Consider the following 13242-nt stretch of genomic DNA (forward strand, 5'->3'; position numbering starts at 1 on the left):
GTTAGTGATGAAAAGATTTCGATTTTCGACAATTCACTTTGTCATGATAGGTGTCATTTTATTTGGGTTGGTGGCTCTTGTCCACCGACTTTTTCCAATTGGTGCCAGTACAGTTTTTGCGCTACTCATCAGCCTGTTGGTGTTGATTGCGCTGTTTATTTATCAAAAACATTCTTATGAATTTAGTGAGCTAGAACAGATTGAATATCTCAATAATCAGGCCAATTCTGGTTTGATGATGCTCTTAGATAAAATGCCAGTGGGAGTTATCAAAGTTCGACCAGATAGTAATCAGGTAGAATGGTTTAATCCCTTTGCTGAGCTGATTTTTGCTCAAGAAAATGGTGAGTTTGATCAAAAAAAACTACGTGAAATTATTGACGTTGGTCTGGATGAGGAGCGAATTTATGCGAACTTTTCAGGCAAGAGATACGCTGTTAACGTTGATTTTGATCAAGGGTTATTTTACTTTTTTGATGCGTCAACAGAGTATTCAGCGACAAATAGTTTGATCGGAAGCCGTCCTGTTATAGGGATTATTTCAGTTGATAACTATGATGAGCTTGAGGATGCTGTAACTGATTCTCAAATTAGCCAAGTCAATTCCTTCTTGGCTCAATTTGTTTCGGAATTTTGCCATGATTACGGTATCTACTACCGACGCGGCACAATGGATCGATTCTATTTCTTTACAGATTATGCTGTGTTGGAAAAATTGATAGAGAATAAGTTTTCAGTTATTGATAAGTTCCGCGAGGAGGCTAAAAAGTTAGATTTAGGTTTGACTTTGAGTATGGGATTGGCGTATGGTAATGAAAATCATCACCAAATCGGACAAGTTGCGCTCCAAAATCTCAATATGGCTGAGGTTCGTGGTGGAGACCAGGTTGTGGTCAAGGAAAATGATGAGAGTAAACAGCCACTTTTCTTTGGCGGTGGATCAGCTTCTTCCGTTAAACGAACACGTACACGGACTCGTGCTATGATGACTGCTGTATCAGATAAACTCAAATCGGTTGATGCTGTTTTTGTGGTGGGACATCGTAATTTAGATATGGACGCGCTTGGATCCGCGGTCGGTATGCAGTACTTTGCTCAAAATATTATGAACAATGCCTATACGGTGTATAATCCAGATGAAATGGCACCAGATATTGCACGTGCTATCAAGAAGTTGAGTGATGAAAATTGTTCTAATTTGCTAACGGTTGAGGAAGCCATGAAGATGGTCACTTTCCAGTCGTTGTTAATCATGGTAGATCATTCAAAGATTGGCTTGACTTTGGATAAGGATTTCTATGAACAATTTACCCAGGTTGTGGTCGTTGATCATCATCGTCGCGATACAGATTTCCCAAATAATGCAGTTTTGACTTATATAGAGAGTGGTGCTAGTTCTGCGAGTGAGTTAGTAACGGAATTAATTCAGTTCCAGAATGACAAACACCATAAGCTTAATCGCATTCAATCTAGTTTATTGATGGCTGGGATTATGCTTGATACAAAAAATTTCACATCTCGTGTGACCAGTCGTACTTTTGATGTGGCTAGTTACTTGCGGACTCGTGGTAGCGATAGCTTGGAAATTCAGCAGATTGCTGCGACAGATTTTGAGGAATATCGTCAAATCAATGAACTGATTTTAAGTGGGCAGAGAATTGAGTCCAATGTTGTTATTGCGTGTGCAGATGATACTAAAGAATACGATAATATTATTCCGAGCAAGGCTGCCAATACAATATTGGACATGGCAGGAATTGAGGCGGTATTCGTTGTAACAAGAAATACCAAAGGGTATGTATCTATTTCTGCAAGGAGTCATAGTAAAATCAATGTTCAACGCATCATGGAAGAAATGGGTGGAGGTGGCCACTTTAACCTAGCTGCCGCTCAGGTATATGACCAGACAATCGCAGAAGTATGTGAAAAGTTGACGGATAAAATCCGCGAAGAAATAAATGGAAATTAGGAGAACAGATATGAAAGTAATCTTTTTAGCAGATGTTAAAGGTCAAGGTAAAAAGGGTGAGATTAAGGAAGTTCCAACAGGTTATGCCCAAAATTTCTTGATCAAGAAAAATTTGGCTAAGGAAGCAACAAACCAAGCGATCAGCGCCCTTCGTGGTCAGGAAAAATCTAAGGAAAAGGCTCATGCAGAGATGATTGCAGAAGCAGAGGCTATCAAGGCTAAGCTGGCTGAGGAAGCTACTTTAGTGAAATTTGTCGAAAAAGTTGGTCCAGATGGTCGTACCTTTGGTTCTATTACCAGCAAGAAAATTGCTGAAGAATTGGACAAGCAATTTGGCATCAAGATTGATAAACGCCATATTCAGCTGGATCACCCAATTCGTGCGATTGGTCTCATTGATGTACCAGTTAAAATCTATCAAGATGTAACAGGCATCATTAATTTGAGTATTAAGGAAGCTTAATTATTTATCTAGCCAGTGAGGAGGTGAGATCTTGGCAGAGTTGGATGAATTGCGGGTGCAACCGCAGGATATTCTAGCTGAACAATCGGTATTAGGAGCTATTTTCCTTGATGAAGGCAAGCTGGTCTTCGTTCGTGAATACATCGAAGCTGAAGATTTTTTCAAACATGCTCATAAGCTAATTTTTAAAGCTATGATTGCTCTTTCTGATAGAAATGAGGCAATTGATGCGACTACCATGCGGAACTATCTGGTCAACCATGGTGATTTGGAAAATATCGGTGGTTTGGCCTATTTGGCTGAAATCATTAGTTCCGTGCCGACGGCAGCCAATGCGGAATTCTATGCCAAGATTGTTGCTGAAAAGTCTAATCTCCGTAAACTGATTGCCCGTTTGACGGATGCAGTTAATCAGGCTTATGAGGGTGCGGATGGTTCAGATGACATTATTGCCAATGCTGAAAAAGCTTTGATTGATGTCAGTGAGGGAGCCAGTCGAAGTGGTTTCAAGCGGATTGATGATGTCTTGAATATCAACTTTGACAACCTTGAAACTCGTGCTAAGCAGACGTCGGATATTACAGGGATTGCAACTGGTTATCCTGCTCTTGATGCCATGACAACGGGTCTGCATGAGGAAGAGTTGATTATTCTTGCGGCTCGTCCTGCGGTTGGTAAGACGGCATTTGCGCTCAATATTGCACAAAATATCGGTACAAAACTGGGTTTGACAGTTGCCATCTTTTCTTTGGAGATGGGTGCAGAAAGCTTGGTTGACCGTATGCTCGCTTCTGAGGGAGTTATCAATTCGAGGGCTATTCGTACGGGGCATTTGACGCAGGAAGAATGGAATAAGTACATGGTGGCTCAAGCTAACCTGGCTCGGGCTAGTATCTATATTGATGATACACCAGGTATCAAGATTACAGAGATTCGTTCGCGTTCACGTAAGTTGGCTCAGGAAACGGGCAATCTGGGCTTGATCTTGATTGACTATCTCCAATTGATTACGGGAACAGGTCGTGAAAACCGACAACAAGAGGTTTCTGAGATTTCCCGTCAGTTGAAGATTTTGGCCAAGGAATTGAAAGTACCAGTTATCGCCCTCAGTCAGTTGTCTCGTGGAGTTGAGCAACGTCAGGATAAGAGACCTGTTCTGTCTGATATTCGTGAATCGGGATCTATCGAGCAAGATGCGGATATCGTTGCCTTCTTATATCGTGATGATTACTATGAGCGCGGTGAGCAGGAAGATGGCGGCATTCCTAACAATACGGTTGAAGTCATCATCGAGAAAAACCGTTCCGGTGCGCGTGGTACCGTGGAACTGATGTTCCAAAAAGAATACAATAAATTTGCAAGTATTTCCAAGAGAGAGGATGGATAGAGAATGAGTGATGCATTTACAGATGTTGCTAAAATGAAGCAAATCAAACAAGATATTAAGGACCATGAGGGACAAATTGTTGAATTGACCCTTGAAAATGGTCGTAAGCGTGAGAAGAATAAGCAGGGGCGTATTGTGGAGGTTTATCAGTCTCTCTTTATCGTTGAATTTGAAGATCCAAACAATACCTTTGTGGAATCTTATACTTACTCAGACATTTTGACAGAAAAGATTTTGATTCATTATTTGGATTAATCGCTATATAAGGCTTTACAGAGCCTTTTTTTTGTGCTATACTATTCTTTGTGTGAAATAACAGCAGGGCAAAATGAAGCTCGTCAACAGAAGGTCAGCAAGAAGAGTAATCGTTGCTGTTTCGATGAAGGCCTCCTGCACGAATCAGGTTTGCTTAAAACGTTATTTCCTACAAATAATTTTTATATTTTATTTTAGGAGGACATAACAAATGTCACGTTATACAGGACCATCTTGGAAACAAGCTCGTCGTCTTGGCTTGTCATTGACAGGTACAGGTAAAGAATTGGCACGTCGTAACTACGTACCAGGTCAACACGGACCAAACAACCGTTCTAAATTGTCAGAATACGGTTTGCAATTGGCTGAGAAACAAAAATTGCGTTTCTCTTACGGTTTGGGTGAAAAACAATTCCGTAACTTGTTCGTACAAGCTACTAAAATCAAACAAGGTACTCTTGGTTTCAACTTCATGCTTCTTTTGGAGCGTCGTTTGGACAACGTAGTTTACCGTCTTGGTTTGGCAACTACTCGTCGTCAAGCACGTCAATTCGTAAACCACGGTCATATCCTTGTTGACGGCAAACGCGTTGATATTCCTTCATACCGCGTTGAAGTTGGTCAAGTTATCTCAGTTCGTGAGAAGTCAATCAAAGTTCCAGCTATCCTTGAAGCTGTTGAAGCAACTCTTGGACGTCCAGCTTTCGTATCATTCGATGCTGAAAAGCTTGAAGGTTCATTGACTCGCTTGCCAGAACGCGACGAAATCAACCCAGAAATCAACGAAGCTCTTGTCGTAGAATTCTACAACAAAATGCTCTAATTTTAAGAAATATCTTACAGAAAGCCTACAACAGTGGGCTTTTTGCTTTGTCTTAAAATGTTGATTTCTGGATTTGCTCCCCTTTTTGCTCCCCCTAGAGTGCTTTTAGTGCTGTTTCGTAAAACGAGACGGCTTTTTTTGCGTTCTCTTTTGAGAGGTGGCTATAAATATCCATGGTCATGGATAGAGTGGAATGACCTAGACGGTGTTGCAGTTCCTTGTAAGGTATTCCAGAGTTAAGCAGTAAGCTAGCGTGAGTATGACGGAAACCGTGAAAACCAATGTTAGACACTCCAGCGCGTTTGAAGTGAGTTCTCAGCCGTGTAGCTAGAGTTTTATTATTGGGGTAGTCATGGATAAAGTCCGAAAATACAACTGTTTCAGTCTGCCCTAACTTCCAGGCTTCCTGAATTTGTCTAAGCTGGTAAGCCTTCAGCATGGCAATGGTTGCATGGTCTATGTCTATATCCCGATAGCTTGCTTTTGATTTTGGGCTATTGATTTGTCCAAGGTGGTTTAGTGTCTTGGTAATGCTAATAGTTGCATTCTCCAGATCAATATCAGACCAGCTAAGTGCTAGGGCTTCATTGATACGGCAACCAGTGGCCAGCAGGAACTTGTATAGGGTGACTTCATACAGATTTCTGTATTTGGCTAGGTCAAGTCCTCCCAGGTAGTCGAGAAACTTTTTTAGGTTTTGATTTTCAAAATGCTTGACCTTTTTTCTCTTAGCCTTTTGAGTGTTACGAGGTAGGACGACATCACGCGCAGGGTTAGAAGATATTGCTTGCATGGTCACGCCATACTGTAAAATACGCTTATTAAGCGCGTGGATTTTATCATAGTGCAGATAAGCCCCAGGCTCCCCCTTGTTGGTCTTGTCAGCCAGTTTGTTAACTATGCTTTGAATGAGTGGCGTAGTCAGTTTATCGAGCTTATAGACCCCAAAAAGTGGCAAAACATGGTTATCTAGTAACTTCTTAACGTTGTCTTGCGTGTTGGGCTTGACAGTATGCTTATAGCTTTCCCACCATAGGCTAGATAGTTCCTGATAACTTGCTATTGACGTAGCTTGAAACCTGGTAAAGCCGTCTTGCTGGAAGGCTATTTTTTCTTGTTTGGCTTTCTGCTTAACCTCCTTTTGTGTCCGACCTGTTACTTTGGTCTTTACCTTCTTACCTGTTACCTGGTCAACTCCCAGATATACACTAGCGCGGTACACAGTAGCACCGTTTTTCTTTTTTACTTCAGTTATTTTCATGAATATAAACCTTTCCATCAGCAGGCAAGCTGTTATTAAAAGGGTTTTATAATGTTTTAGGTTTATATCATGCCAGGGCTTACGAGAACAGCCCTATTTTCGTTTGTTTTGGTTTGATAGGGTAAATATACCAGAGGAGTGTTTGGACGTGGCCACTACATGAAAAACAGTGAATTTTCTGAGCCACTAAAAAAGCGATAGGCGTTGCTATTATAACGATTGTGAGGACATAGCTAGACTAGCAGTCATGTTTTTAGGGTGTTGGTGCGGGAATTGACGGCTATCCACGTTTGAGCCAAGACAATAAATTAAAATTTTTTTTACTTTCAATGTTTTTTTGTTTTGCTGGCATTCCCATATCGCTTGTTGAAAATCCTAAATGCTGGGCAATTTCATCACAAATAGAAATCAAACTAGAAGCCGACTCTTTATTCGATTCATTTAAATTGATAGTCCCATCAATTAAGTTTATAGCTGTGATGAATTGTTTATCTTCTTTTAGTGATAAATACCCCTCTTTTTCAGATATTTCAATCAATATAGTAAGAGCTTTATTTAAATTTTTGCTAAGGTTTAAGTCTAAATCTGAATTTAAATTCCAAGGCGGTTCACCTTCATTGATAATTATGCAATCTTTTTGAGTTAAATTTTCAATTCCTCCGTACAGTCTACCGAAATCAAAGCCTAATTCATAAGAATTTGCGTAAATAGAAATGTTTTCTTTGGGTATAAATCGTAAATCTAAATCAGATTTTTTGACACCTAGAAAATCAGCTATTTTTTGAAGATTCCCCGGTGTAGGTAAAGAAGATCCCTTTACGTACCCAGTTATCGTGCTTTTTGGGATACCTGTATTATTATGTAAATCAATTTGCCGGACTCCTTTTTCTTTCATAATTCTATTAAGGTTAACAGAAAAGTATGCCCTATTTTTTATATCCTGTGGGCTATTCTTTGCCATGCGATTCCCCTCCATTTCAGAAATTTTCTATTTTGATTATAACACAAAAAACGAAAAAGTACGAAAAAAATAAAACTTTTATTAAAAAACACTTGACTAAGTACGAAAATAATAGTACTATTATTTTATCACTTTTGAAAGGAGCAAAAAAATGGCACAATGGACACTAAAAGCGTGTCGAGTAAATGCAGGTTATACCTTGCGACAGGTAGCTAATAAAGTAGGCAATAATTTTCAAACTATCTCAAAGTACGAAAAAGATAGTACTTTGATTCCTTTTGAATTATTGAAAGACTTGTCAGAGTTGTATCGTGTTAAGTTAGACGATATTTTTTTAGGCGATAGTACGAAAAAAATAGAACTAACACCAGAAGACTAGAAAGGAGCGAGCATGGAACTAGTATACATGGACGGATGGAAAGAGCCGTATACACTTAGTAGCATTGTGGCAGAATGTGCAGAAGTTAAGCACAGACATCTAAAAATACTAATCAACAAACATAAAGAACGCTTGGAGCGTTTCGGAAAGGTGTCATTTAAAATTTCACCTTCAGAGTCTGGACAGAATGTACGCGACTACATTTTGAACGAACAACAAGCAACATTGCTGATCACGTTTCTAAAGAATACCGAGAAAGTCGCAAACTTTAAGGAAAACCTAGTCAAAGCATTCTTTGAGATGCGGGACGAGGTGGCAGAGTTTCGCTATCAGAGGGCTTTAGAAAAGCCCAAGCGGAAGACCTTGCACGACAGCATAGAAAACTGGGAACAAGCCCCAAAACACGCACACAGCACAGTTACAAACCTATTGCTAAAGGGAACTACTGGAATGAACAAACGCCAGCTAGTGGCCAGCCGTGGCGGTAAGACAGGGATTGACAGCCTAACCAGTCAAGAGCTAATCAGATACCAAGCTTTGGAAGACATGGCTATCGCTATGATTAACCTAGGCATGACCTACCACGATATTAAAACAATGGTATTCAGACCACTAAAAAACGCACCCCAAGGCGCGTGAGAGCAACAAAAAAGGCTTACCGAGACCAATCAGCAAAGCCTTTTAACCACTAACTAAAACAAAATTAACAAGCAGGCAAGCTGTTATTAAAAGGGTTTTAGTAAAGATTTAATAGCTAGATTATACCATATCTAGGGCATTATGACCATACGGAGGGCGCTAACCCTTAAAACTGGAGTAGAAAAGTATTAGGTGCTGGTATCGGCATTAGGTTGCTATGGACCCAGGGCAACCTAAACCACCCTAAGAAAATTACACACAGCTAGGCTATTATTTTGGCACAGGCTTACACGACCACAGGGCAACTTGGTAAGTCTGGAGCGGGTAACCGCTGAGAATAGTCTAGGCTTTAGATAAAAAGGTTACAGGAAATTTTGTATAGTAAGGCTCTTTTAATCACGGGACAAGCACGCGCAACCAGCGCAGACAATTACACAGATAACATCAAAAAAACGAGGTAAAACAACATGGAAGAAACACCAGTAGGATTAAAAAAACTAGCAGAAAATACTAAGCAAGATCAAGCACAAAAAGTACTGTTAAGCGCAAAAGAATTGGAAAATCTAGGCAGTGAGCTGACTGACATAATGAATAGGATTGAGCTGAATAATCTTACTTTGGAAGGTTTGGAGTTCGCACAAGGAAAAGATACAGCAGTATCATTGTGGCTAGTTAGAAAATATATAGAAATTACTTACGCCCAAAATGAAAAGCTAATAGATAAGCTTGACAATATCGCCTTTTTACTTCTTAACAGTAATAATGCAGTAGAGCTGGAGGCCGTGAAGAATGACAGATAAAACTAATGATATCCTAGTTGACTATGAGGGACTTTGTGGAGAATTAAATGACATTCTGGAGGTTTTAGAGTTGGCCAGTACTGAAGACGGCCCAAGAACTTTCCCAATTCTACACACAGCAAACTACGCGCTAAAAAAACTAATCACAGAGCATTATGACATAGCCAGTGAATACCGTAAGGAGTTAAACCATGGATGAACTTGATTTAACACCAGGGCAATATCTAGCCTTTATCTTGATCACGTTGGTTCTTTTGGCCTATGAGCTATACCGATTTTACAACGATAGCGAGATTATAGAGCTACCAGACAAGCAGGAAGAACCAGCAAGCCAACAGCTTAACCCTAACTATGGCGCTTATATTTGGCTAGCTGGAAGACGTTACAACTAAGGAGGAGATACATGACCGAACTTGAAGAAAGAATTTTAAGGCTTATTCCCGTGGGTGCAGATAATCCATGCGCAGGGCGGTATATTGCTGAATTGTTAGGCCTGGACATTAGGACATTGAGGGAGAACATTCACCGCCTTATTGTCCGCCATGGGGTCCCTATTGTGGCCAAACGTGGCCTAGTTAGTGGCTACTATATCCCAGCTAATGACACCGAGCGCCTGGAAGGTATCCGAGAACTGAAGGCCCAATATGACACAGAAGGTAAACGCCTAGATGTGCTGATTAAAGCAGACCTGGAAAGCTATAAGAAATTGCTGAAGGGGGGCTGATATGAATGTTTAGCCTAAGTAAAGAAAGTGAACAGGATCTAACCCAGGGGGTGCTGGAGCTGGTAGAAAGTTACCTGGAGGCGCGTGAGCAAACCCCACCAAGACTGTTAGGGCTAATCACAGCCCAGCAGGTTAAAGATGAACTAGGCATAAAGGATAAGACCTTGAAACGTTGGGAAGATAATGGGCTAAGACGTTACCAGCCCCCACTAGAAGACACTAGGAAAATCTTTTATAGGGTCAGTGATATTCTGGTATTTTTGGGGGTGGAAGATGGCAAGGTATAGTATACACCCAGCGGACAGTGGCGGACATTACCACAATATTAAGTTTTATAAAGACCGTCGCCAAACCTTTGAGCATATCAAAGAACAGCAACGACTGAAGAAGCTGAAAAAGAAACGGAGGAAGTGACATGTATAGCTTAATTGAAATCACCATCAGCAAGGAGAACATGAAGAAGTTGCCTATCACCGAAACGCAGGCACTCAAGAAAGGGGATTACTACAAGTTCTACTACTTTTTGCCCTTTGATACTTATATGACAGGCTTCGTCTATCAAGGGTTGATGGTGACTATTGTCAAAGACTACCCGAAGGAAGTGGACGGTTGGGAGTTGGTCAGAGATAAAAAAATAGCCATGATCAACAATGAACTACTAGAGAAGATGGAAAAGCTGGAACGGCACAACCTGGACAAGATGCGGGTCAACATTGATTATATCTATACTCCAATGCTGACGGAGCTACTGAAATACGGTGTTAACTCACGGGCTGACGTGGCTTACTTGGTTCGAGAGCTGTATATCAACGGTATGGACATGATAGGAGCAATAGAAATCTTTGCTAATCTTACCCAGCGGGGCGACCTAGCAGGCTATTTCTTACAAGTGGCAACATCATTCTTTGAGGGGGTGACTGTTTGAAACAATTAAAAGAGATTTTACAACTGAATTGGAATGAACAGGAGTTTGGCCAGTCTAAACTAAAGGCGGACTACAAGAAACAACTGTATAACATTGTGGCAGTTGATAGCTTGAATAATGCATGGCACAACGGTGAAACTGTATTTATACCAGATAATCGGATCATGTATATCACGGAGCAGAAAGGCACGACAAAGAAATTCATATCCGCAACATTTGAGAAAAAGACCAAGGGCAAAGGTGACAACAAAAAGGATTATATCCATATCACCTACGACTATAATTTTTCGCCGTTTGCTAAGTTGGTTGTCGATTATCTGCTAGGGCGGTTTGTGTTCTATGATGGCAAGTTATACGACGTAAACAACAAGCAGGCGGTTCTAATGGATGAAATCACCATACAGAACTTATACGGCTTCAAGCGTGATGGGGAGTATGTGCTTGAAATCCTTTCAGGTATCGCCAGTAATATCAAAATAGAGCCAGTACGAACGTTACAGCCTTATCAGATAGCTGGGAATGACTTTATTATTGACTTGAAAGAACACCGCTATTACAGGACTAACCCCAATGAAGAACAGTCCTATTTTAAATATTACCCAGTGGACTACACCACCGCTAAAGATGGCCAGGCGATGGCGGACAAGTTTCTAAAGTATGTAATTGCGGATGAACTTTCATTACACAACGCGACTTTACAAACCTACTACATGGCACAGGTTGCCAGCGGCTTACGGTCCAAGACTAATTTTTTATCGCAAAATCTGGAGTACGGACAGGAAAAGGCTTGCGACACATTGCCCTATCTGGACTATTTAACAAGATTGATGTGGAGCTGGACAACCTTATTTCACGGGGATTTGATGCACTTAATGCATGGGCCTTGTTTTCAGGCGGTGAGATGGCGCTTGCAACCGAGCAGGGCGACATAGTAGGCGACAGAGTGGAGCGGGTGCTGAAGATTATTGCAACTGAAAAAACGCACGTCGCCCGAAGTGTTGGAGGAAACCAGGGACTTGTACAGTTGTCTAGCGTTCTATGTATTGATACTAATAGAAACGTATCGCTATCCGATGAAATGAACGGGCGCAAGGTCCTCATACAGTACCAGGACAGACCAGAGGGCGAAACTGACGCAGAACGTGAAGCCATCTTTGCGGAATATTGGCAGGCATTCACTCACCCCGACAAGTCACCTAAGATAGATGGCTGTATTGGTTTCTTGCTGACCAGCTTGGACTATTTCAGGGAGCAAGGGCATAAATTCGAATGGAAAGCCGTTGAAGTTTTCAATGATGTGGACTTGGATGATTTTCAAATGTTGCTACTGAATACATTGACTGAACAGGATTATCTTGTAAGGACTGATAATCTATTTGTTGAAGAGCTTTATAGAAAGACCTACGGCAACAACGGAGTCAAAGCAAAGAATGCAATGGAAACCATCGGAGTTGGGTCAAAGCGTAAAAAAATAAAAAATAGGTTAGTCACTGTTTACGTTGTGAACAACGCTAAACGCTTCACAAGTTACAACCCTGAAAGTGAACAACCTAAAGAATTGAAGCTATTTAGCAACATCGATGACGTGCTTTGAGGTATCAAGGGGTACATGGGGGTTACATAGCTTTTAAGCAACCCCCCGATACCTCACAAACCCAGTTATATCAAGTATCTAGCTATTATTATTACACTAGGTACAGGGGTATACATAGGTATATATAGGATAAAATAAAAAAAGATAATAATTAGACAAAAAATACATATACAAATATAGTGCAAAAAACAAAAAAATAGTAAATATATATAGTAAAATCCCTGATACTCTATGAACCACTGTAAAAACTCAGTAAAATCAAGGGTTTGAGTGGGGTCACGGGTTTCACATACCCCTGTAAAAATATCAGGGGTCTAAGCAAAAATGGAGGAAAAACATGAAAATTAAACTATTTTATCAAAGGCGCAACCAATCCGTAGAGGATTTTGAAAACCGAGTAAATGAGTTTATGGCAACTGTTGAAGTGGTTGACGTGAAATACACCGAAGCAACAGCAGGGCATTATGAAGAATTAGGAACAAACACAGGGCTGTTGGTCCTATATAAATAACAGAACAGGAGACAAACAACATGACACTAAAAACATTTTCAGACAAACCACAAACCTTTACTTTTACTTACGACTTTGAAGACATTGACACCGCCAAAGTGGCAAGTAATGCAGTCTTTGGTTATATGTTTGGGACTTATCACGCGCCAGTAATTGAGGCAACGATTAAGGGCAAAGGTCAGCTAGTGCTGGAGTATGCAGAAGATAAGAAACTAAGTAAGATCTTTAAAAGAATTTGTGACGGGTTTAAAGATTATTACACGCACCAGGGGCAAGAAAATGAAATCAAAGAAGATTACAAACTGGAGCGCGTGCAACAACTCAAACAGTCAGAAGACTTTGATAGTTTGCTGGATAAGCTGGTAGCTTGTGAGCTGGAGCTTATGGGGTTGGCTGATAGCGTGCTAGATGATGATTATCCTGATATGGCAGTAAATGGCGTACATGGCAACCTGGAGGCCATAGATAATGAGGCTATGGCTTTGCTGAAAAGTCTGGACACAGAGAACGATTATAAAGCATTGTGGCAATATACTAGCCGTGAAGAGTAG

Annotated in this window: 18 protein-coding genes and 1 pseudogene; 17 read left to right on the forward strand and 2 right to left on the reverse strand. The window is 40.7% G+C overall.

What is annotated here, in order from left to right; all coding sequences use genetic code 11:
- The first annotated feature begins 7 nt into the window (after positions 1-7).
- The 5 genes from ODU50_RS02630 (at position 8) to rpsD (ending at position 4897) form a co-directional block, all read left to right on the forward strand.
- Positions 8-1969 (forward strand): DHH family phosphoesterase, encoded by a 1962-nt coding sequence (locus tag ODU50_RS02630; protein ID WP_044758771.1) that lies wholly within the window; start codon positions 8-10, stop codon positions 1967-1969.
- A 10-nt stretch (positions 1970-1979) separates the two neighbouring features.
- On the forward strand, positions 1980-2432 hold the full coding sequence (gene rplI / locus ODU50_RS02635) for a 50S ribosomal protein L9 (protein WP_012775408.1): 453 nt from the start codon (positions 1980-1982) through the stop codon (positions 2430-2432).
- Between the two features lie 31 nt (positions 2433-2463).
- Entirely contained in the window at positions 2464-3819 is a 1356-nt protein-coding gene (gene dnaB, locus ODU50_RS02640) for a replicative DNA helicase (protein ID WP_002938217.1), read from the forward strand.
- A 3-nt stretch (positions 3820-3822) separates the two neighbouring features.
- Positions 3823-4074 carry a Veg family protein gene (locus ODU50_RS02645; RefSeq protein WP_002938218.1) on the forward strand — a complete coding sequence of 84 codons (252 nt, stop codon included), beginning with the start codon at positions 3823-3825 and terminating at the stop codon, positions 4072-4074.
- Positions 4075-4285: 211 nt separating this feature from the next.
- Positions 4286-4897, forward strand: coding sequence for a 30S ribosomal protein S4 (gene rpsD, locus ODU50_RS02650; RefSeq protein WP_002938227.1), 612 nt, complete (start codon positions 4286-4288; stop codon positions 4895-4897).
- 94 nt (positions 4898-4991) lie between these two features.
- On the opposite strand, the gene ODU50_RS02655 is transcribed toward rpsD, so the two are convergent.
- The gene (locus ODU50_RS02655; RefSeq protein WP_203181165.1) at positions 4992-6158 is read right to left on the reverse strand and encodes a site-specific integrase; all 1167 of its coding nucleotides are present in this window, start codon (positions 6156-6158) and stop codon (positions 4992-4994) included.
- Positions 6159-6438: 280 nt separating this feature from the next.
- A complete protein-coding gene (locus ODU50_RS02660; RefSeq protein ID WP_238394212.1) occupies positions 6439-7119 on the reverse strand; it encodes a helix-turn-helix domain-containing protein in 681 nt (226 codons plus the stop codon).
- Between the two features lie 151 nt (positions 7120-7270).
- Here ODU50_RS02660 and ODU50_RS02665 point away from each other — a divergent pair, with 151 nt between their 5' ends.
- From ODU50_RS02665 to ODU50_RS02720, 12 genes and pseudogenes are all read left to right on the forward strand, one after another.
- Positions 7271-7498 carry a helix-turn-helix domain-containing protein gene (locus tag ODU50_RS02665; protein WP_203181166.1) on the forward strand — a complete coding sequence of 76 codons (228 nt, stop codon included), beginning with the start codon at positions 7271-7273 and terminating at the stop codon, positions 7496-7498.
- Positions 7499-7510: 12 nt separating this feature from the next.
- A complete protein-coding gene (locus tag ODU50_RS02670; protein WP_203181167.1) occupies positions 7511-8137 on the forward strand; it encodes a Rha family transcriptional regulator in 627 nt (208 codons plus the stop codon).
- Between the two features lie 467 nt (positions 8138-8604).
- The gene (locus tag ODU50_RS02675) at positions 8605-8937 is read left to right on the forward strand and encodes a hypothetical protein (RefSeq protein ID WP_050070578.1); all 333 of its coding nucleotides are present in this window, start codon (positions 8605-8607) and stop codon (positions 8935-8937) included.
- The gene (locus ODU50_RS02680; RefSeq protein WP_203181168.1) at positions 8927-9136 is read left to right on the forward strand and encodes a hypothetical protein; all 210 of its coding nucleotides are present in this window, start codon (positions 8927-8929) and stop codon (positions 9134-9136) included. Before ODU50_RS02675 ends, ODU50_RS02680 begins: the two co-directional genes overlap by 11 nt.
- Positions 9129-9329 carry a hypothetical protein gene (locus tag ODU50_RS02685; protein ID WP_203181169.1) on the forward strand — a complete coding sequence of 67 codons (201 nt, stop codon included), beginning with the start codon at positions 9129-9131 and terminating at the stop codon, positions 9327-9329. Before ODU50_RS02680 ends, ODU50_RS02685 begins: the two co-directional genes overlap by 8 nt.
- Before the next feature lie 11 nt (positions 9330-9340).
- Positions 9341-9661: a DNA-binding protein gene (locus tag ODU50_RS02690; RefSeq protein ID WP_203181170.1), complete on the forward strand. Its 321-nt coding sequence runs from the start codon at positions 9341-9343 to the stop codon at positions 9659-9661.
- A 5-nt stretch (positions 9662-9666) separates the two neighbouring features.
- Positions 9667-9948: an XRE family transcriptional regulator gene (locus ODU50_RS02695; protein ID WP_203181171.1), complete on the forward strand. Its 282-nt coding sequence runs from the start codon at positions 9667-9669 to the stop codon at positions 9946-9948.
- Positions 9935-10075 carry a hypothetical protein gene (locus ODU50_RS02700; protein WP_172001133.1) on the forward strand — a complete coding sequence of 47 codons (141 nt, stop codon included), beginning with the start codon at positions 9935-9937 and terminating at the stop codon, positions 10073-10075. The genes ODU50_RS02695 and ODU50_RS02700 overlap by 14 nt, the downstream gene beginning before the upstream one ends.
- 1 nt (position 10076) lies before the next feature.
- A complete protein-coding gene (locus ODU50_RS02705) occupies positions 10077-10586 on the forward strand; it encodes a hypothetical protein (RefSeq protein ID WP_172001134.1) in 510 nt (169 codons plus the stop codon).
- A pseudogene (locus ODU50_RS02710) lies at positions 10583-12180 on the forward strand (phage resistance protein). The gene ODU50_RS02705 and the pseudogene ODU50_RS02710 overlap by 4 nt, the downstream one beginning before the upstream one ends.
- A 337-nt stretch (positions 12181-12517) precedes the next feature.
- Positions 12518-12691 (forward strand): hypothetical protein, encoded by a 174-nt coding sequence (locus ODU50_RS02715; RefSeq protein WP_172001136.1) that lies wholly within the window; start codon positions 12518-12520, stop codon positions 12689-12691.
- Between the two features lie 20 nt (positions 12692-12711).
- Positions 12712-13242 carry a hypothetical protein gene (locus tag ODU50_RS02720; RefSeq protein WP_203181172.1) on the forward strand — a complete coding sequence of 177 codons (531 nt, stop codon included), beginning with the start codon at positions 12712-12714 and terminating at the stop codon, positions 13240-13242.

The organism is Streptococcus sp. 2020WUSS084 (assembly GCF_044427445.1).
Lineage (GTDB): Bacteria > Bacillota > Bacilli > Lactobacillales > Streptococcaceae > Streptococcus > Streptococcus suis.

Excerpts from the sequence above, each read along its gene's own strand:
- ODU50_RS02630 (WP_044758771.1), top strand. The coding sequence starts at position 8 with ATGAAAAGATTTCGATTTTCGACAATTCACTTTGTCATGATAGGTGTC.
- rplI (WP_012775408.1), top strand. The coding sequence starts at position 1,980 with ATGAAAGTAATCTTTTTAGCAGATGTTAAAGGTCAAGGTAAAAAGGGT.
- ODU50_RS02645 (WP_002938218.1), top strand. The coding sequence starts at position 3,823 with ATGAGTGATGCATTTACAGATGTTGCTAAAATGAAGCAAATCAAACAA.
- rpsD (WP_002938227.1), top strand. The coding sequence starts at position 4,286 with ATGTCACGTTATACAGGACCATCTTGGAAACAAGCTCGTCGTCTTGGC.
- ODU50_RS02655 (WP_203181165.1), bottom strand. The coding sequence starts at position 6,158 with ATGAAAATAACTGAAGTAAAAAAGAAAAACGGTGCTACTGTGTACCGC.
- ODU50_RS02660 (WP_238394212.1), bottom strand. The coding sequence starts at position 7,119 with ATGGCAAAGAATAGCCCACAGGATATAAAAAATAGGGCATACTTTTCT.
- ODU50_RS02665 (WP_203181166.1), top strand. The coding sequence starts at position 7,271 with ATGGCACAATGGACACTAAAAGCGTGTCGAGTAAATGCAGGTTATACC.
- ODU50_RS02670 (WP_203181167.1), top strand. The coding sequence starts at position 7,511 with ATGGAACTAGTATACATGGACGGATGGAAAGAGCCGTATACACTTAGT.
- ODU50_RS02675 (WP_050070578.1), top strand. The coding sequence starts at position 8,605 with ATGGAAGAAACACCAGTAGGATTAAAAAAACTAGCAGAAAATACTAAG.
- ODU50_RS02680 (WP_203181168.1), top strand. The coding sequence starts at position 8,927 with ATGACAGATAAAACTAATGATATCCTAGTTGACTATGAGGGACTTTGT.
- ODU50_RS02685 (WP_203181169.1), top strand. The coding sequence starts at position 9,129 with ATGGATGAACTTGATTTAACACCAGGGCAATATCTAGCCTTTATCTTG.
- ODU50_RS02690 (WP_203181170.1), top strand. The coding sequence starts at position 9,341 with ATGACCGAACTTGAAGAAAGAATTTTAAGGCTTATTCCCGTGGGTGCA.
- ODU50_RS02695 (WP_203181171.1), top strand. The coding sequence starts at position 9,667 with ATGTTTAGCCTAAGTAAAGAAAGTGAACAGGATCTAACCCAGGGGGTG.
- ODU50_RS02700 (WP_172001133.1), top strand. The coding sequence starts at position 9,935 with ATGGCAAGGTATAGTATACACCCAGCGGACAGTGGCGGACATTACCAC.
- ODU50_RS02705 (WP_172001134.1), top strand. The coding sequence starts at position 10,077 with ATGTATAGCTTAATTGAAATCACCATCAGCAAGGAGAACATGAAGAAG.
- ODU50_RS02715 (WP_172001136.1), top strand. The coding sequence starts at position 12,518 with ATGAAAATTAAACTATTTTATCAAAGGCGCAACCAATCCGTAGAGGAT.
- ODU50_RS02720 (WP_203181172.1), top strand. The coding sequence starts at position 12,712 with ATGACACTAAAAACATTTTCAGACAAACCACAAACCTTTACTTTTACT.